At 73.9% G+C, this 17,781-nt stretch carries 15 protein-coding genes; 6 read left to right on the plus strand and 9 right to left on the minus strand.

Annotated features, from left to right (window positions below; translation table 11 throughout):
• Positions 1–8: 8 nt before the first annotated feature.
• On the minus strand, positions 9–1,052 hold the full coding sequence (locus BX266_RS32160; protein ID WP_259464960.1) for a LacI family DNA-binding transcriptional regulator: 1,044 nt from the start codon (positions 1,050–1,052) through the stop codon (positions 9–11).
• A gap of 193 nt (positions 1,053–1,245) precedes the next feature.
• On the opposite strand from BX266_RS32160, the gene BX266_RS32165 reads away from it, so the two are divergent.
• Positions 1,246–3,102, plus strand: coding sequence for an arabinofuranosidase catalytic domain-containing protein (locus BX266_RS32165; RefSeq protein WP_310794819.1), 1,857 nt, complete (start codon positions 1,246–1,248; stop codon positions 3,100–3,102).
• 30 nt (positions 3,103–3,132) lie between these two features.
• Here BX266_RS32165 and BX266_RS32170 read toward each other — a convergent pair whose 3' ends face one another.
• Together BX266_RS32170 and BX266_RS32175 are read right to left on the minus strand one after the other, a co-directional pair.
• Positions 3,133–3,501 carry a VOC family protein gene (locus BX266_RS32170; protein WP_099905660.1) on the minus strand — a complete coding sequence of 123 codons (369 nt, stop codon included), beginning with the start codon at positions 3,499–3,501 and terminating at the stop codon, positions 3,133–3,135.
• Positions 3,502–3,566: 65 nt separating this feature from the next.
• Entirely contained in the window at positions 3,567–4,418 is an 852-nt protein-coding gene (locus BX266_RS32175; protein ID WP_099905662.1) for a LysR family transcriptional regulator, read from the minus strand.
• Positions 4,419–4,542: 124 nt separating this feature from the next.
• On the opposite strand from BX266_RS32175, the gene BX266_RS32180 reads away from it, so the two are divergent.
• Together BX266_RS32180 and BX266_RS32185 are read left to right on the plus strand one after the other, a co-directional pair.
• Positions 4,543–4,902 carry a DoxX family protein gene (locus BX266_RS32180; RefSeq protein ID WP_099905664.1) on the plus strand — a complete coding sequence of 120 codons (360 nt, stop codon included), beginning with the start codon at positions 4,543–4,545 and terminating at the stop codon, positions 4,900–4,902.
• Between the two features lie 306 nt (positions 4,903–5,208).
• Entirely contained in the window at positions 5,209–6,270 is a 1,062-nt protein-coding gene (locus BX266_RS32185) for a C40 family peptidase (protein WP_120314441.1), read from the plus strand.
• A gap of 7 nt (positions 6,271–6,277) precedes the next feature.
• On the opposite strand, the gene BX266_RS32190 is transcribed toward BX266_RS32185, so the two are convergent.
• From BX266_RS32190 to BX266_RS32205, 4 genes are all read right to left on the minus strand, one after another.
• Positions 6,278–6,907, minus strand: a complete 630-nt coding sequence (locus BX266_RS32190; RefSeq protein WP_099905668.1) for a DUF4232 domain-containing protein — start codon at positions 6,905–6,907, stop codon at positions 6,278–6,280.
• 223 nt (positions 6,908–7,130) lie between these two features.
• On the minus strand, positions 7,131–7,847 hold the full coding sequence (locus BX266_RS32195; RefSeq protein WP_099908549.1) for a hypothetical protein: 717 nt from the start codon (positions 7,845–7,847) through the stop codon (positions 7,131–7,133).
• 191 nt (positions 7,848–8,038) lie between these two features.
• The gene (locus BX266_RS32200) at positions 8,039–9,334 is read right to left on the minus strand and encodes an MFS transporter (RefSeq protein ID WP_259464961.1); all 1,296 of its coding nucleotides are present in this window, start codon (positions 9,332–9,334) and stop codon (positions 8,039–8,041) included.
• Between the two features lie 254 nt (positions 9,335–9,588).
• A complete protein-coding gene (locus tag BX266_RS32205; protein ID WP_099905669.1) occupies positions 9,589–9,948 on the minus strand; it encodes a helix-turn-helix domain-containing protein in 360 nt (119 codons plus the stop codon).
• A 77-nt stretch (positions 9,949–10,025) separates the two neighbouring features.
• On the opposite strand from BX266_RS32205, the gene BX266_RS32210 reads away from it, so the two are divergent.
• On the plus strand, positions 10,026–10,787 hold the full coding sequence (locus tag BX266_RS32210; RefSeq protein ID WP_099908553.1) for a group II truncated hemoglobin: 762 nt from the start codon (positions 10,026–10,028) through the stop codon (positions 10,785–10,787).
• Between the two features lie 30 nt (positions 10,788–10,817).
• Here BX266_RS32210 and BX266_RS32215 read toward each other — a convergent pair whose 3' ends face one another.
• Positions 10,818–12,566 (minus strand): hypothetical protein, encoded by a 1,749-nt coding sequence (locus tag BX266_RS32215; RefSeq protein ID WP_180290696.1) that lies wholly within the window; start codon positions 12,564–12,566, stop codon positions 10,818–10,820.
• Between the two features lie 106 nt (positions 12,567–12,672).
• Positions 12,673–14,655 carry a sigma-70 family RNA polymerase sigma factor gene (locus BX266_RS32225; protein ID WP_099905674.1) on the minus strand — a complete coding sequence of 661 codons (1,983 nt, stop codon included), beginning with the start codon at positions 14,653–14,655 and terminating at the stop codon, positions 12,673–12,675.
• A gap of 221 nt (positions 14,656–14,876) precedes the next feature.
• On the opposite strand from BX266_RS32225, the gene BX266_RS32230 reads away from it, so the two are divergent.
• Positions 14,877–16,286 carry a pectinesterase family protein gene (locus tag BX266_RS32230; RefSeq protein WP_099905676.1) on the plus strand — a complete coding sequence of 470 codons (1,410 nt, stop codon included), beginning with the start codon at positions 14,877–14,879 and terminating at the stop codon, positions 16,284–16,286.
• Entirely contained in the window at positions 16,283–17,749 is a 1,467-nt protein-coding gene (locus tag BX266_RS32235) for an RICIN domain-containing protein (RefSeq protein WP_218969291.1), read from the plus strand. The genes BX266_RS32230 and BX266_RS32235 overlap by 4 nt, the downstream gene beginning before the upstream one ends.
• Positions 17,750–17,781: the final 32 nt, after the last annotated feature.

A 17,781-nucleotide genomic window follows, 5' to 3' on the forward strand; every position in this document is an offset into this window, starting at 1 on the left:
CCCGCCGGTCAGCGCGAGAGGGTGCTGCTCTCCCGCACCACCACCCGGAACCCCGGCGTGATCCGCCGGCCCGGGCCGGTGTAGCGCTGCTCGATCCGCTCCTCCAGGCAGCGCACCGCCAGCTCCGCGATCAGCCGCTTGTCGGGCGCGACGGTGGTCAGCGAGGGGATCGCGTACGCCGCCTCCTCCACGTCGTCGAAACCGACGATCGCCAGGTCCTGCGGCACCCGCAGGCCCGCCTCGTGCGCCGCCCGCAACGCCCCCAGCGCCAGCAGGTCGTTGAAGCAGAACACCGCGTCGGGGCGCTCCGGCAGCCGCAGCAGCCGGCGCATCGCGGACGCGCCGTCCGGCCGGAAGTAGGCCCGCACCGGCGGCAGCAGCTCCTGATCGACCGTCAGCCCCGCGTCCCGCAGCGCCTCCCGGTACCCGGCCAGGCGCTGCTCGGCGGTGGCCCGCGGCGCCGGGTCCTGCCAGCCGATCGCGGCGATCCGCCGGTAGCCCTCGTCCAGCAGGTGCCGGGTCACCTCGCGGGCGCCCGCCACGTTGTCGATGTGCACCCGGTCGGCGACCGGCCCGAGGTCGGCCTCGCCGAGCAGCACCAGCGGGATCTCCCGGGAGCGCGACAGCAGCGCCGCCCGGTCCAGGCCGAGCGGGCTGAGGATCACCCCGTCGATCATCGGGTCCCCGAGTCCGGAGGCGATCCGCAGCTCCGCCGCCGGATCGCCGCCGGTGTCGTCCATCAGCACCGTGATGCCCACCCGGCGGGCGGCCGCGATCACCTCCACCGCCAGCTCCGCGAAGTACGGCGACGGCAGTTCGGGGAAGGCCAGCGCGATCACCCCGCTGCGGCCCGTGCGCAGCCGGCGGGCCGTCACGTTGGGCAGGTAGCCCAGCGTGTCGATGGCCCGCTGCACCCGCTCCCGGGTGGCCTCCGCCACCGGAGTCGTCCCGTTGACCACGTTCGACACGGTCTTCACGGAGACCCCGGCCAGCTCGGCCACGTCCTTCAGCCGCGGCGCCCCGGCGCCGCCGATGTTGCCCGGTACGGACAAGACCGCACCCCCTCCTCCCGCCGACCGTGCGCGAGGGAGCGAGGCCGGCACCAGCACGACGCCGCTACTACAACGTGAGAATACAAGGTCGCCGATGATCCGCCAGCCCTTCCGCCCGGCCCGCGGCCGGGCGCCCCCGCACCACCCCCGACCCGGTACCGCCCCTCGCACCCCCACCCCGAAGGAGCGCACCTTGTCCAATCAACCCAGGCTTCCCGCCCAGCAGTTGTGGCACACCGCCCGAGCGGCCGTGGCCGCCCTCGCGCTGGTGGTCGCCGCACTGATCGGCCTGCCCGGCGTCGGCCACGCCGCCGCCTCGCTGCCCTGCGACCTGTACGCCGCGGGCGGCACCCCCTGCGTCGCCGCGCACAGCACCACCCGCGCCCTGTTCGCCGCCTACAACGGCCCGCTGTACCGGGTCACCCGGGCCTCCGACGGCGCCACCGCCGACATCGGCCTGCTGACGGCCGGCGGCTACGCCAACGCCCAGGCGCAGGACCAGTTCTGCAACGGCAGCAGCTGCCGGATCACCCGGATCTACGACCAGACCACCCGGCACAACGACCTCCTGCCCGGACCCGCGGGCACCGCGGGCGGCGTCGACCGCGGCGCGGACGCCTCCGAGATCGCCGTCACCGCCGGCGGCCACAAGGTCTACGGCGTGTGGATCTCACCCGGCGTCGGCTACCGCTACACCGGTGTCGCCTCCGGCGTCGCCGTCAACGGCCAGCCCGAGGGCGTCTACATGGTCGCCAGCGGCACCCACGTCGGCGCGGACTGCTGCTTCGACTACGGCAACGCCGAGTCCACCCCCGCCGACACCGGCAACGGCCACATGGACGCCGTCTCCATCGCCACCACCTGCTACTTCCCGCCGTGCAGCGGCAACGGGCCGTGGATCGAGGCCGACCTGGAGAACGGCATGTTCCAGGGCGACAACGGCTCCAACACCGCCAACCTCGGCAACAGCAGCCCCTTCGTCACCGCCGTCCTGAAGAACAACGGACAGACCACGTACGCCCTCAAGGGCGGCAACGCCCAGTCCGGCGCCCTCACCACCTGGTGGAACGGCGCCCTGCCCAGCCGCGGGGGCTACCGCCCGATGCAGCAGGAGGGCGGCATCATCCTCGGCATCGGCGGCGACAACTCCAACCGGAACCGCGGCACCTTCTTCGAGGGCGTCATGGTCTCCGGCTACCCGGGCGACGCCACCGAGAACGCCGTCCAGGCCAACGTCGTCTCGGTCGGCTACAACGGCCGGACCGACCTGCCCAACGGCCCGCAGGGCGCCATCACCGGCCCCGGCGGCCAGTGCGTGGACGTCGCCGCCGACGACACCGGCGCCAACGGCAGCGCCGTCCAGCTGTGGAACTGCCAGACGTACGCCGAGGACCAGCACTGGACGCACAACGCGGACGGCTCGCTCGGCACCATCGGCCGCTGCCTGGACGCCACCGGCAACGGCACCGCCAACGGCACGCTCCTCGAACTGTGGGACTGCAACGGCGGCGGCGCCCAGAAGTGGATCCAGCAGGCCGACGGCTCGCTGCTCAACCCGCAGTCCGGCCGCTGCCTCGACGACCCCAACGGCAACTCCGCCAACGGCACCCGCCTGCAACTCTGGGACTGCAACGGCGCAGCCGCCCAGAAGTTCGCAGTGGGCGGCGGCGGCCCGGTCGCCGGCCCCGGCGGCCAGTGCGTGGACGTCGCCGCCGACGACACCGGCGCCAACGGCAGCGCCGTCCAGCTGTGGAACTGCCAGTCCTACGCCCTCGACCAGCACTGGACGCACGCCGCCGACACCTCGCTGCGCACCCTCGGCCGCTGCCTGGACGTCAACGGCAACGGCACCGCCGCCGGCACCCAGGTCGAACTGTGGGACTGCAACGGCGTCGGCGGCCAGAAGTGGATCCAGCAGGCCGACGGGTCGCTGCTGAACCCGCAGTCCGGCCGCTGCCTCGACGCCCCGAGCGGCGCCACCGCCAACGGCACCCGCCTGCAGCTGTGGGACTGCAACGGCAGCGCGGCGCAGAAGTTCGCGCTGCGCTGACGCCCGCCGCAAGGAGCTGCTGACCCGGCGTCAGCCGTGCGCGGTGTCGATCACGCAGAAACGGTTGCCGTCCGGGTCGGCCAGCACCACGAAGTCCGGGTCCGGCGGGTAGCTGTCCCAGTCCACCCGCCGGGCCCCCAGCGCCACCAGCCGCTCCACCTCGGCGGCCTGCTCGGCGGCGTCCGCCGCGTACAGGTCCAGGTGCACCCGGGGGTGCTCCTGCACCGGGCTGACGCTGCGCCCGAGCGCCAACTGCACCCCGCCCGGCCGCGGCGGCAGCAGCACCGCCCACTGCTCGTCGCCGTCGCCGCGCGGCACGTACCCCAGCGCCCGCGTCCAGAACGCCACCGCGCGCGGCACGTCGTCCACCCCGAGCACCACCGAACCCATGGTCAGCATCCGGCCAGTGTCGCAGAACCGGCGCGACCGGGGCGGCGGTGACGGTCCGTCGGCGCGACGGGCCGTCAGCGGTGGTACGCGGCGGTCGCGGCGTCGACGAAGGAGCGGATCAGCGGGTTGGCGTCACCCGCGTTCCACGCCGCCACCACCGGGCTGGGCGGCATGTCGGCCAGCGGGACCAGGGTCAGCTCGGCCGGCGGCCGGTGGCCGAGCGGGGCGAGACCGACGGTGCCGTTCCACAGCACCGCCTGCAGGCACTCCTGGACGGCCCGCACCACCGGGCCCTCCCGGTGCGCGCCGCCCTGCCAGTACGCCTGCCAGAGCGGGTCGGTGCCCTCCGGGAACCGGAACCAGCGACGGCCCTCCAGGTCGGCCAGCCGCAGCTCCGAGCGCCCCGCCAGCGGATCGTCGGCACGCAGCACCGCCCCGACCGGGTCGCTGCGCAGCCGACGGACCGTCAGCGCGGTCTCGTCGAACGGCGCGCGGGTCAGCGCGACGTCCACCAGTCCCGCCCGCAGCCCGCAGGTCGGGTCGGTCAGGTCGGCGTCGCGGATCCGGACGTCGACGCCCGGATGGCTGCGCCGGTACGCGGCCGCCAGCCGGGCCACGCCCGGATCGGCGCCGTCGCCCAGGATCCCGACCGTCAGCACCGCCGCCCCCGCCGCCGCCCGGACCCGCGCCCGCACCTGCTCGGCATGCCCGAGCAGCGCCCGCGCCTCGTCCAGCAGCACCACCCCCACCGGCGTGAGGGCGATCCCGGCGGCGGAGCGGGTGAACAGCAGCGCGCCCACCTCCGCCTCCAGCCGGCCGATCGCCCGGCTCAGCGGCGGCTGGCTCATGTGCAGTCGGGTGGCGGCCCGGCCGAAGTGGAGTTCCTCGGCGACCGCCACGAAGTACCGCAGGCTCCGTAGCTCCACGCTGCCACGATACCCGCCGGGTATCGGCCGCCCAGGACAGGTCTTGGACACCCTGGGCGCTCGCCCGGTGCACTGGAGCAGGGCCTCACCCGGAGGCCTTTCACCCCTTCTCGGACCCGGAGCCATGAACCTCGCTTTCTGGACCCTCGCCGCCCTGCTCGCCCTCTTCTACCTCTACGGCGGCGCGCTCAAGCTCACTCGCAGCCCCGACCGGCTCCGCCCGATGATGGCCTGGGTCGACCGCATCCCGCTGCCCGCCGTCCGCGCCCTCGGCGCGGTCGAAGTCCTCGGCGCGCTCGGCCTGGTCCTCCCGCCCCTGACCGGCATCGCCCCCGGCCTGGCCGCGGCCGCCGCCCTCGGGTTCGTCGTCCTGCAACTGGGCGCCGTCCCCGTCCACCTGACCGGCGGAGACCGGAAAATCGCCCTCAACGTGGTCCTGCTGGTCGCCGCGGCCCTGGCCTGCTGGACGGCGCTCGCCCGCTGAGGGCCCGGAAGCCCGCGCCGGCAGCGGGTCCGAGGCCGAGGCCGAGGCGACCGGTCCCGCGCCCAGCGCTCGGCGGGCAACTCCGGGGCGGCCGGCGTCGGTTCACGGCCGCCGGCGCAGCGTCCGGCCGATCCAGCGGTCGGGTGATCCGACAACCCGTCGATCCCACCGAGCCGTTCCGGAACTCGACGGCTCCGCCACGCGGGTGAGGATGGGCGGCCCGGGGGAGCGAGGTCCCGAGGTGCGGCGGGCGCGGGTGCCATGGTGGCGGAGTTCCGATCATCCGACCGAGGACGGTGGACAGCGATGTCCCGTGGTGCAATCCGATCCTGGCGGGCCGCGGCCCTGCTGCTGGCAACTCTGTTACTCCTCCCGGCCGTTCCGGCCGACGCCGACCCCGCGCCGGTCCCGGCGGGCGAGTTGACGATCGACCAGCTGTCCCGGGCGGTCGAGGACGCCCGGCACGTCGCCGAGGCCGCCGAACAGCGCTACACCGGCGCTGCCGAGCAGTTGGCGGAACGCGAGCGGGCTTCGGCAGCGGCCGCCGCCGAAGCCGACCGGGAACGCGGGCGGGCCGCCGAAGCCGAAGCGGCGGCCGCCCGGGTGGTCGGCGAGCAGTACCGCAGCGGCGGGCTCGGTCCGGTCGCCCGGCTGGTCCTCGCCGACCGGCCCGAGGAGTTCCTCGACCGGCAGCTGCAGGCCACCAGGCGGGCGCGCACCGCCGCCGACGTCCTGCGCGACCTGCGCGAGGCCCGCAACCGGCTGGTGCTGCGCTCCGAACTGGCCCTGCAGGCCCGGCAGTCGGCGGCCGACGCGGCCCGTGACGCCCAACAGGCGCTGGACCGGGCCAGGGCCGCCGAGGCCCGCACCGAGCAGCTGCTCGCCTCCGCGAGCGCCGAACAACTCGGCCTGCTGGAGCGGCGGGAGAGCGCCCTCGCCGAGCGGGTCGGCGAACAGCTGCCCCGCACCGGGGCGTTCGGTCCCGGCGGCGGGCCGTCCGCCGCCGGGCGCCGGGCGATCGGGTTCGCGCTGGCCCAACGCGGCAAGCCGTACCGGTGGGGCGGGACCGGCCCGGACGCCTTCGACTGCTCCGGCCTCACCTCGCGGGCCTGGCAGGCCGCCGGGACGGGCATCCCGCGCACCAGCCAGGCCCAGTGGGCGGCCCTGCACCGCGTCGCCCTGCGCGACCTGCGCCCCGGCGACCTGGTGATCTACCACGCCGACGCCGGCCACGTCGCGCTCTACGTCGGCGGCGGCACCGTGGTGCACGCCCCGCACACCGGCGCCGTGGTGGAGCTCGCGCCGCTCACCATGCTCCCGGTCCTCGGCGCGGTCCGGCCCGACCCGGACGCCCCGGCCGACGGCTGACGGGTCGTCAGTGCGACGCGGACACCGGCCGCACGTAGGTGCCCGGGTGGGTCGCGCCGCTCTGGTCCATCGGGTTGGCGCCGACCCAGGAGACGGTGAGCTGGGTGGTGTCGTCCGGCGGGGTCAGCACGATCTTCGACACCTTGAACTCGTCGGTGCCGTCGTTCATGTACGGCAGGTAGTCGATGGCCACGTACGCCTTGCCGCCGGGCTTCAGCGTGACGGTGTCGGCCTGGGCCGGCTGGTAGCGCGGCAGGTTCCAGGTCTGCGTGCCGCTGACCAGGTCGAGGCCCGGGTAGCCCTTCATGGTGCAGGTCGCCGAACCGCGGTTGGTCAGCTCGATCTCCTCGACGCCCTGGGCGTCGGTGCTCTGCGCGCCGTGCGTGACGGCCGCCTTCAGGTCCGCGGCGGTGCACTTGCGGCTGCCGGAGTTCGAGCCGGAGCCGGAGTTGCCGCCCGTGCTCGAACCGGTGGCGGAGGTGCTCGGCGCGGCCGGCGGGGCGCCCGTGCCCGAGGCGGCCGGAGCCGCCGCGGCGGTGGTCGCGGCGGGCGCCGCGGTGTCGTCGTCGCACGCGGTGAGAGTGAGGCCGAGGGCGGCGACCAGCGCGGCGGTGGCGGCCAGGTGACGGTTGCGCATGCAGTGATCCACTCGTGGTGAGGCGGCTCCGCGGCGGGAGCCGGTGCTGAGCTGACAACCGGTCGGCGGAAGGCGCCCGACCGGTCTGCAGCCATGATGGCGGACCCGGATCAACATCCGATCAACGCCCGTCGCCCACCCGACGCCACCACGTCCCCGCCCGGTTCCGGCCGGGGACGTGGTGGCCCGTCATGACTCGGTAACAGCGGACGGCGCTCAGCCGTCAGTCGAGCTCGTCGAGGAAGGTGAAGACGGTCAGCCACTCACCGTCGGAGGGACGGTAGCCGAGGCGGAGCAGGCCGCGGACCACCGGGGGCATGTGGCCCGCGCCGTAGACCACCGCCACCTCCAACGGGCTGTCCAGCGGGCGTCGGTGGAGCTCCTGCAGGGCTTCGAGGAGCAGTTGGTCCCGCTGGTCGAGCACCAGCTCGTCGAGGCGGTCGGCGGCGGTGCCGGCGGTGCGCAGGCGCTCCTCCTCGAGCGAGAGGTCGTCCACGGCGAGGTTGCGGGCCAGCGCGCGGCGGCTGCCGAAGAAGCGCAGCCAGAGCCCGTACAGCGGGCTGAAGACGATCAGGGCCAGCCGGAGCACGCGGGGCACCCGCCGCCAGCCCGCGGCGACCTGGGCGGCGTCCAGGTCGGGGCGGAGGACCGGAACGCCGAGGGCCCGGTAGTCCAAACGCTGTTCGACCAGGCCGAGTCGGCGGGACGCGGCCAGCTGGTAGGAGGAGGTGAGCGCCCGCGCGCCGGTGCGCGCGGTGTCGACCCCTTCGACCACCACCAGGCCCGCCGTGCGCAGCCTCGCCTGCACCTTCGCGTAGAACTGCGGCTCCCCGAGGTGGACCATCGGATAGAGCACGAACGTCACCATGCTGCCGCGACGACGGAACACCGTCACCGCCGAACGCACCCCCGCCAGAGCGGTCACTTCGATGAACTGCACCACGGCCCCCCTGCCGCCCCCCGAATGAAGTCAACTATGGGACAGCGAAGGTTATTTGGCGAGGGCTCGGACAGCGCGGCCGCACCGTCGCGACGTCGGGCCGTTCCGCGCGGGTGGACGCCGGGCTTGCGCGGGGCCCGGTCGAAGGCCCGCCACCGCTCCGGTGGCGGGCCTCGGCAGGGGCCGTCGGGTCAGGCGGAGGCCGGCGTGGGGGTCGTGCGGCGGGCGCGGACGAGGGCCAGGCCGGCGGCGAGCACGGCGGTGGCGATGCCGAGGACGCCGACCGCGCCGGCCAGGTCGCCCGCGGGCTCGGCGAGGCCGAGCAGGATCAGCGGGCAGACGAACTCGCCGAGGAAGAACGCGGTGTTCCACAGGCCGGTGCCGCGGCCGCGGTCGGCGCTGTCCAGCAGGGCCATGGTGCGGGTGATCAGGGTCGGCAGCAGCAGGCCGCCGCCGAGGCAGTTGACCACCGCGCCGATCACCAGCACCGGGACGTTCTGGGCGAAGGCGATGATGCCGAAGCCGACGGCGCACAGCGCGAGGACGGCGGGCAGCAGGCGCTCGGCCCGGTCGGCGAAGCGGGTGAAGGCGACCGCGCCGGCCACCGTGGCGGCGCTGGCGACGGCGGTGGACAGGCCGATCGTGGAGGTGGCCGTGATGCCGAGGTCGTCGAGCAGGAAGGAGGTCTCGACGGGCACGGTGTAGAAGACGATCGCACCGAAGAAGGTCAGCGCGCAGGGCGCGAGCAGGCGGCGCAGCAGCGGCGTCCGGACGGCCGGTTCGACGCTCACGCCGACGGCGGCGGCCTGCTGACGGGCCGTCGGGCGCAGGTACACGGCGAGCAGCGGGGCGAGCAGCAGGCCGACGGCGTAGGCCCAGAACGGCGCGCGCCATCCGGCGGAGCCGGCCGCGCCGCCGACGGCGAAGAACGCGGTGGCGGAGATCGAGGCGCACATGGCCTGCAGGGCGAGGTACTTCTCGCGCTGCTTGCCGGACCAGTAGTCGCCGATCAGCGTGGTGCAGCAGGTCATGATCGCGGACTCGGTGATGCCGACCAGCACCCGGCTGGCGACGATCGCGGGCAGCGAGTCCAGCCAGAGCGGCGCGGTGCCGACGATCGCGTACAGCACGGTGGCGATCACCAGCAGCCGGTGCCGGCCGAGGCGGTCGATGATGGCGCCGGCGAACGGGGCCATGATCGCCAGCGACAGCGCGGGGACGGTGAGCGCCATCGGGGCGAGCGCGTCCACGCCCGAGGTGCCGGCGAAGTGGTCCTGGAGCTTCGGCAGCACGGGGGCGATCAGGACGGCGCCCAGGATCGGCAGGCAGCTGCCCGCCATCAGCAGGACGGCGGTCAGCCCGGGCCGGGCCGGTCCGGTGGGCGCGGGGGCCGACGCGGCGTCCGGAGCCGGTGCGACGTCCGTAGCTGACATGGCGTCGGGAGCCGACGTGGCGTCGGGCGCGGCGTCGGGTATGGCGGCGGTCATGGGGCTCCGTTTCGGGGCAGCGGGGAAGCGCGACCCGCGGCCGACGGCGGCGGCGCGCGCGGGGTGCCGCCGGGGTCGGGGGCCCGGGGCAGGTGCCATGGTGGGCCCAGGCCGGGTCCGCTGGAAAGACCGGAGTGATCATTTGTCCGAATGTTCGCCATCCGTCCCACGAATGAGCGGGCGTCACACCGCGCTGCGGCGGGCCTCGGCCCCTGACGCGCCCGGGCGGCCGAGCCGGTCGGCGAGGCGTCGGCCTAGGGTCCGGTGGGCGGGAGGATGAGGGCGCCGGTGCGGCGGGCGCGTTGTTCGCCCCAGCTGTGGAGGGCCTCCAGGACCGGGACGAGGCTCTCGCCCTCGGGAGTGAGGCGGTACTCGACGGCCGGGGGTACCGCACCGTCGGAGTGGCGGGAGACCAGGCCGGCCGCCTCCAGCGCGCGCAGGCGTTGGACCAGGACCTTCTCGCTCACCGCGGGAATCCGGCGGCGCAGGGCGCCGTACCGGTGGACGCCCTCCTTCAGGTGGGCGAGGACCACCGCGGACCACTTGCCGCCGATCACGCTCAACGACAACTCCACCGCGCAGTTGTACCGCTGACCGTCCGTCAGTTCCGCCATCGTGCACGCCCCCGTCCGGGTACTTACCGCAAGGTCAGTTCTTGATCCGGGCCGCGGCCTGCGGTTGGGTCGGGACCATGACGGTCGAATACATCCGCTACCGGATCGACGAAGCCCGGGCCACCGCGTTCGAGGAAGCGTACGCCCGCGCCGCCGAGTCGCTCGCCGGAGCCGAGCAGTGCGTGGACTACGAACTCGCCCGGTGCACCGAGGAACCGGACCACTACGTCCTGCGGATCCGCTGGACCTCCACCGAGGACCACCTGCAGGGCTTCCGCAAGGGCGAGCACTTCGCCGCGTTCTTCGCCGAGATCAAGCCCTACGTCGCGGACATCGAGGAGATGCGGCACTACGAGCCGACCCCCGTGGCCGGGCCGGGCGGGGTCAACCCGACCCTGTACGCCTGGGCGGGCGGGGCCGAGGCCCTGGAACGCCTGTTCGCCCGCTTCTACCGGCACGTCGACGCCGACCCGCTGCTCGCCCCGCTGTTCGCGGACAAGAAGCCCGACCACGCCCGCCACGTCGCCGCCTGGCTCGGCGAGGTCTTCGGCGGCCCCCGCGCCTACAGCACCGGCCACGGCGGCCACCGCGGCATGGTGACCCACCACCTGGGCCGCGGCATCACCGAACCGCAGCGCCGCCGCTGGGTGGCCCTGCTCCTGGACACCGCCGACGAAGTGGGCCTGCCCGCCGACCCGGAGTTCCGCGCGGTCCTCGCGTACTACCTGGAGTGGGGCACCCGGATGGCCGTCCTGTACGCGGGCCCCAACCCGCCGCCGGCCCCGGAGTCCCCGATGCCCCGGTGGGACTGGGGCCTCACCCCGCCCTACCGGGGCTGAGCTCCCGGCAGAGCGGCGCGAGCGCCCGCGTCACTGCTGCGGGGCGGGGGAGTCCTGGACGCGGCCCTGCAGGGCCTTGGACAGGTCCGCCACGCAGTCGGCGAGCTGAGCCGTCGTCAACTGCGCCGGGTCGGCCCCGCACCCCTCACCCGACGGCCGGCTCGGCTGACCGCCGGGCGGCGTGACGCTGCCGCGCAGCGACACCAGGTTGGGCGTCACCGTCGCGTCGCCGGACAGGTCGATGTAGTCCTGGGTCTGCCCGTTGAAGTCCACGAAGCCCCGCCACATGTCCTTGCCGAACGGGACGATCTCCTGCAGCGCGCCGTCCCTGCCGGTGCTGATGGTGATCGCGGTCTGCTGCGCCATGTACGACACCATCCGGCTGGCCAGCACGTCCAGGTTCACCGTCGGGGCGTCGTCGCCGCGCACGTACACGTGGAGCTCGTTCAGGCCGCCGCCGACCGCGTCGGCCTGCACCACGGCGAACGCCACCACCACCTGCGAGGTGCTCTCCCGCGGCACCAGCGGCGTGACGTAGTACAGGTGGCCGTCCAGCTTCGAACGGAGCAGGAACTCGCCCGGGTTGTTGGCGTTGGTGGACGCCGAGGTGTGGTCGTAGCCGAAGCCGCGCTCGTCCTTCGCGCCGCGCCCGCCCAGCCACTGCACCTCGTGGATCTGCGAGCGCACCACCGACGCCGGGTACACCGCGCCGGGCAGCTCGCCCGGCCCGACGCTCGGCCGGTACGTCATGCTCGGACGGCCGTCCGCGGTGCCGCGCAGCACCAGCACGCCGGCCGGCTCCAGCACCGTGCGCTGCTTCCAGGCGATCTGCCGGGCCACCGAGATCACCACCACCGGCTGCGCGGTGCGCAGGTCCGCGCCGTCGCAGTACCCCCAGATGTCCTGGTCGCTGTAGACCAGGTCGGGGAAGCGCTCCGCGAGCAGGTTGCGCAGACTCACCGCACCCGTCCCGCCGAACGCCCGGCCGAACGCGTGGTCGCCGCGGAACGCGCAGCTCGCCACCGAGTTCGACCCGCCGTCCCAGACCGCGACGCCCTCCATCGGCTGCTCGCCGGAGCCGTCCAGCACGGCCGTCCACACCCCGCTGCCCTTCGAGGCGTCGGGCAGGTAGTGCAGGCTGTGGCCCATCAGGTTGACGCCCGAGGTCAGGCCGGCGCTGTCGGTGAGCGCCTTGGTCGCCGCCGCGTACGAGGCGGTGCGCGCCTCGAAGCCGAAGTCCGGCATCGGCGCGGTCTTCACGCAGGCCGGCACGTCCGCCGTGCCCACCAGGTCGCAGCGCTCGCCGTCGCCCGGCCGCGCGTTCTCCGTCACCGGCAGCACCGAGCGCGGCGTGCCCGCCCCGGACGCCGGGACGTCCAGCACCGTCGCCGCCGCGTAGAACCGCCCGGCGTCCTTGTCGTCGTCCCACAGGCCCGTGCCCGTGCGCACCAGCGAGCCGAGCATCGCGAGCACCACCGCCGCCACGGCCACCCGCAGCCACCGTGCGCGCGCCGTCCGCCCGTCCGCGAGCACCCCGCCCGCGGCCGCCGTACCGGCCAGTCCCACCGACAGCCAGAGCCAGAACAGCGGCGTCGCGTCCACCACCCCGCCGTGCGGGAACAACTCCCGCTCGATCAGCAGCAGATAGCTCTGGTCCTGCTGCCCGAACCCGCCGAACAGGACGTGCTTGACCCCCCACACCAGCGCCCCGAGCAGCGGCATCCACAGCCACCACCCCACCAGCCCCGCCACCCACCGCCGAACCCCACGCCTGCTCATGGCGCCCCCTTCCGGAGCGACCAGCGTGGCACCCGGAACCACCGAACCCCAGCGAATTGCACAGGATTTGAGGGTCCGTCAAGCGCCGAGCCCGGGACGTGGCGTCTCAGGGGGTGGTTCGGGGCGCTGTCATCGTCGCGCCGAGGCCCGTGCGGGAGACCAGGAAGGTGGTGCGGGGCAGGGAGCCGTCGGCGGGCCGGGGGGCTTCGGCGGTGGTGGGGTCGGTGGGCGGGGTGGGGGAAGGGCTGGGAGTGTCCCAGCGGGTGGCGGGGTTGGTGCGGGCGTCTCGTCCGTTGGCGTAGGCGGCGTTGGCGCCGGCGGTGGCGGCCGCATCGGGGAGGAAGAACCCGAACAGGGCGTTGCGGAAGGCGGTGTTGTGGGTGAGGCGCAGGGCGCCGGGGTTGCCCTCGTCGTTGAAGCCCAGGCCGGAGTTGTCCCAGGCGGCGTTGTTGCGGACCTGGTGGGCGACGGGGTTTCGGCTGTCGCCCCCGCCGAGGGTGAAGCCGTTGCCGTTGCGGTAGGACCAGTTGCTGTCGACGTCGACGGGATCGGCGAAGCCGCCCAGGTCGAGCCCGTCGGTGGCGTTGCGGTAGAAGCGATTGCCGCGCACCACGTTGCCCGCGCCGTCGCCGAAGGTGAGGCCCAGGCCGATGCCGGCGGTGCCGCCCGCCGAGGTGTTGCCGTAGAAGTCGCTGTCCAGCACCGCGTTCCCGGCCGTCCCGGGGTCGCGCAGCAGCAGTCCGGAGCGGCCGTTGTCGTGGAAGGCGAGCCGCCGGAACACCATCGCCCGGCAGCCGCTGCACACCCAGCCGTGGCCGGGCGCGCCGCGCAGCTCCAGGCCCTGCACCGTCCAGTAGGCGCCGGTCTGGGTGACCGCCCGGGCGGTGGCGGGCAGCGCCGCGGCGTCCAGCACCGGGTGCTCGTCGCGGTAGTTGATGAGGGTGATCCGGCGGTCCGCCGCACCGGAGGCGGCGAGCACCACCGGCTCGGTCAGCCGGTAGGTACCGCCGCGCAGCGCCACCGTCCCGCCCGGGCGGACGGCGCCGGCCGCCCGGCCCAGGGTCGCGAACGGACGGGCGAGCGAGCCGTCGCCCTCGTCGGACCCGTCCGGTGAAACGTACACGGCGTCGAGTGCGGAAGGGGCGGCCGAGGAGGGGAGCGGGCCGGCGGAAGGCGGCGCGCTCACGGGCGGCGGCGTGACGGTGGCGGTGTCGTCGGACCACGGGACGAGCGCCAGCAGCACGGCCGCGGCGACCGCCGCGGCGGCCGACCCCGCCACCGGCAGGACGCGGGAGCCCGCAGCCGGCGCGGTGTGCAGCAGCGAGCGGACGCCGTCCGCGAGCGGTCGCGGCACCAGCAGGACGCCGAGGCCGGGCAGCAGCCGCTCCGGTGCGACCAGGTCCGCGGCCCGTCCGCCGCACGCCGCGCAGTCCCGGACGTGCCGGGCAAGTCGCTTGCGCCACACGGAGGTCGGCGTGCCGTCCCAGCCCTCGGCGACCGCGGCCAGCCCGTCGCAGCGGGGAGCGGCCGCGAGGGCGCGGACCAGGGTGCGGGCCAGGTCGAGCTGGGCCTTCATCCGCTTGAGGCGGACCGCCGCGTGCGGCTGGTCGATGCCGAGCGCGTCCGCGAGTTCGGCCCGGCTGAGGGCGCCGGTGGCTTCCTGCCACCACAGGGCGAGGAGTTGCCGGTCCCCGGCATCCAACCAGGCGGTGGCGCGCACCAGTTCGTTGCGCTGGGCGGAGAGCACCAGCTCGGCGACACTGCGCTCGGCGAAGTCCGCGGTCGGGTCCGGGACATCCAACGTCTCGAAGCGGTGGGGCAGTTCGACCACCCGGCGGCGACCGTGCTCGTGCATCCGGCGGTAGGCGATGGCGACCAGCCAGGAGCGGAAGCGCTCCGGCTCGCGCAGCCCGCCCAGGCCGCGGACCGCCCGCAGCATGGTCTCCTGCACCAGGTCGTCGACGTCCGAGGGCCCGACCACCCGCCCCAACACGTTGTAGACCAACGGCAGATGGTCGCCCACCAGCCGCTCCAACGCCACCCCGTCCCCGGCCTGCGCCGCCCGCACCAACGCGCGAACATCCACCACAGCACCCCTCCTCGCCGAAGGCCCCGCATCCTGGCATGACCCCGCCCGACCGGTAAAGCACGGGCCTCGCGGTGTCGGTTCGAAGTTTCTGTCATCGGCGGGCGCGGGCCCCGTCTACAAGGGTGCTGCGGCCTCCACCCGGGCGGCAGTGGCGCCCGCGCGGCGGGCGTCCCGGCTTTCCGATCGAGAGGACTCCCATGCCAGGGAACTCCCGTGCACCGATGTACCGACTCGTGGTCGGCGTGGCCCTGCTGGCGGGCATCGGCACCGTCGACGTCCAACCGGCCGGTGCGGCGACCGTGCCGGCGGCGGGGACGTACCAGTTGGCGGTGACGAAGAGCGGTATGTGTCTTGACGTGCCGTCGGGGTCGACGGCGAGTGGCACGCTGTTGCAGCAGTGGGGTTGCGGCAGTGGGCAGAGCAATCAGCAGTGGACGCTGACGCCGGTGGGCAGCGGCGTGTACCAGCTGGTCAATGTGAAGAGCCGGATGTGTGTGGACGTGCCGTCGGGTTCGTCGGCCAGTGGGGTGCAGCTGCAGCAGTGGGGTTGCGGTGCGGGTCAGACCAACCAGCAGTGGACGCTGGTGGCGAGCGGGTCGGGGACGTTCCAGATCGTCAACGTCCGCAGCGGGTTGTGCATCAGTGACCAGGGTGCGTCGACCACGGCGGGGACGGCGGTGATCCAGGAGACCTGCACCGCCAACAGCAACAAGCAGTGGGCCTTCCGCCCCGTCGGCACCGGCGCCGCGGCCACCGTCGCGCAGGACGGCACCGGCCGGTACACCACCGTGCAGGCCGCCGTGGACGCGGTCGGCACCGGCAACGCCAGCCGGGTGGTGATCACCGTCAAGCCCGGCACCTACCGGGAGAAGGTCACCATCCCGGCGAACAAGCCGTACGTCACCCTGCAGGGCCTCGGCGCGAGTCCGGCCGACACGGTGATCGTCGGCAACCGGAACGCGGGCGCCTACGGCACCTCGGGCAGTGCCACGGTGGTCGCCCAGGGGCACGACTTCTCGGCGGTGGACCTGACCTTCAGCAATGACTTCGACGAGAACAGCTCCGACACCGGCGACCAGGCCCTCGCGCTGTACCTGGACTCCGACCGGGCGCTGCTGGACAACGTCCGGCTGCTCGGCGACCAGGACACCTTCCTGGTCAACGAGAGCGCCCGGGTGTACGCGGTCGGCTCGTACGTCGAGGGGACCGTCGACTTCGTCTACGGCGGCGGCGTCGCGGTGTTCGACAACTGCCGGATCCACGAGAAGCGCACCACCGGCGGGCCGATCACCGCGGCCAGCACCCCGGCCGCGCGGACGTACGGCTTCCTGTTCTACCGGTCGACGGTCGACGGGACGACGGCCGGCACCACCCAACTCGGCCGGCCGTGGCGGCAGGACGCCCAGGTGGTCTACCGGGAGTCGGTGCTGTCCGACGCCGTCGCGACCGCCAAGCCGTGGACCGACATGTCCACCAGCACCTGGCAGAAGGCCCGGTACTTCGAGTACCGCAACACCGGCGCGGGCGCGACCGTGAACGCCAACCGCCCGCAGCTCACCGACGCCCAGGCGGCCGCCTACACCCCGCAGAAGTACCTGGCGGGAGCCGACGGCTGGAACCCCGTCCGATGACCACCACCACGAAGGGACGCACCACCATGCGCAGGACCACCTCCCACCGGCTGCTCGGCCTGCTCACGGCCCTGCTGCTCGGCGCCGCCGCGCTCACCGCCGAACCGGCCGGTGCGGCGACCGTGCCGGCGGCGGGGACGTACCAGTTGGCGGTGACGAAGAGCGGTATGTGTCTTGACGTGCCGTCGGGGTCGACGGCGAGTGGCACGCTGTTGCAGCAGTGGGGTTGCGGCAGTGGGCAGAGCAATCAGCAGTGGACGCTGACGCCGGTGGGCAGCGGCGTGTACCAGCTGGTCAATGTGAAGAGCCGGATGTGTGTGGACGTGCCGTCGGGTTCGTCGGCCAGTGGGGTGCAGCTGCAGCAGTGGGGTTGCGGTGCGGGTCAGACCAACCAGCAGTGGACGCTGGTGGCGAGCGGGTCGGGGACGTTCCAGATCGTCAACGTCCGCAGCGGGTTGTGCATCAGTGACCAGGGTGCGTCGACCACGGCGGGGACGGCGGTGATCCAGGAGACCTGCACGGCGAACAGCAACAAGCAGTGGGCCTTCCGCCCCGTCAGCACCGGCCGCACCTGGTCCAGCGCCGCGGACGGCTTCGCCTCCACCGGCGGCGGCACCACCGGCGGCGCGGCGGGCGCGACCGTCACCGTCACCACCTTCGCCGACCTGGTGAAGTACGCGACCTCCGACAGCCCGTACACCATCCGGGTCGCGGCGGCCGTCACCGTCACCCCGTACGGCTACGAGATCCCGGTGAAGTCCGACAAGACCATCGTCGGCGTCGGCACCTCCGGCCAGCTCGTGCACGGCGGTTTCTTCCTCGGCGCCGGCGTGCACAACGTCATCCTGCGCAACCTGACGATCCGTGACGCGCAGATGGCCGACGACGACCCGGACGACAAGGTCTACGACTACGACGGCATCCAGATGGACACCGCCGACCACGTGTGGATCGACCACAACCGGATCGAGCGGATGAACGACGGCCTGATCGACAGCCGGAAGGACACCAGCTACCTGACCGTGTCCTGGAACGTCCTCGGCGAGGAGAACAAGGCCTTCGGCATCGGCTGGACGGACAACGTGACCGCGCGGATCACCATCCACCACAACTGGATCCACGACACCACCCAGCGCAACCCCAGCGTGGACAACGTCGCCCTCGCCCACCTGTACAACAACTACCTGCAGAACATCGGCTCGTACGGCAACCTGTCGCGCGGCGCCTCCAGGACCGTCATCCAGAACAGCTACTACGACAACGTCGCCAACCCCTACTACAACGACACCCCCGCGGCCGCGCTCACCCAGTCCGGCAGCATCGTGGTCAACAGCACGGGCAAGCAGCAGACCAACGGCACCACCTTCGACCCCGCCGCGTACTACCCGTACACGCTGGACGCCGCCAAGGACGTGCCCGCCCTGCTCGCCCAGTACGCGGGCCCGCAGGCCACCATCGGCTGACCCCCGCCAGGCCCGCCCCGGCCGCCCGTCCG

It is taken from the genome of Streptomyces sp. TLI_171, assembly GCF_003610255.1.
Taxonomy (GTDB): Bacteria; Actinomycetota; Actinomycetes; order Streptomycetales; family Streptomycetaceae; genus Kitasatospora.

Coding starts and splice junctions, on each gene's coding strand:
- BX266_RS32170 (WP_099905660.1), bottom strand. CDS start 3,501: ATGCTGACCATGGGTTCGGTGGTGCTCGGGGTGGACGACGTGCCGCGC.
- BX266_RS32180 (WP_099905664.1), top strand. CDS start 4,543: ATGAACCTCGCTTTCTGGACCCTCGCCGCCCTGCTCGCCCTCTTCTAC.
- BX266_RS32185 (WP_120314441.1), top strand. CDS start 5,209: ATGTCCCGTGGTGCAATCCGATCCTGGCGGGCCGCGGCCCTGCTGCTG.
- BX266_RS32190 (WP_099905668.1), bottom strand. CDS start 6,907: ATGCGCAACCGTCACCTGGCCGCCACCGCCGCGCTGGTCGCCGCCCTC.
- BX266_RS32200 (WP_259464961.1), bottom strand. CDS start 9,334: ATGACCGCCGCCATACCCGACGCCGCGCCCGACGCCACGTCGGCTCCC.
- BX266_RS32205 (WP_099905669.1), bottom strand. CDS start 9,948: ATGGCGGAACTGACGGACGGTCAGCGGTACAACTGCGCGGTGGAGTTG.
- BX266_RS32210 (WP_099908553.1), top strand. CDS start 10,026: ATGACGGTCGAATACATCCGCTACCGGATCGACGAAGCCCGGGCCACC.
- BX266_RS32215 (WP_180290696.1), bottom strand. CDS start 12,566: ATGAGCAGGCGTGGGGTTCGGCGGTGGGTGGCGGGGCTGGTGGGGTGG.
- BX266_RS32230 (WP_099905676.1), top strand. CDS start 14,877: ATGTACCGACTCGTGGTCGGCGTGGCCCTGCTGGCGGGCATCGGCACC.
- BX266_RS32235 (WP_218969291.1), top strand. CDS start 16,283: ATGACCACCACCACGAAGGGACGCACCACCATGCGCAGGACCACCTCC.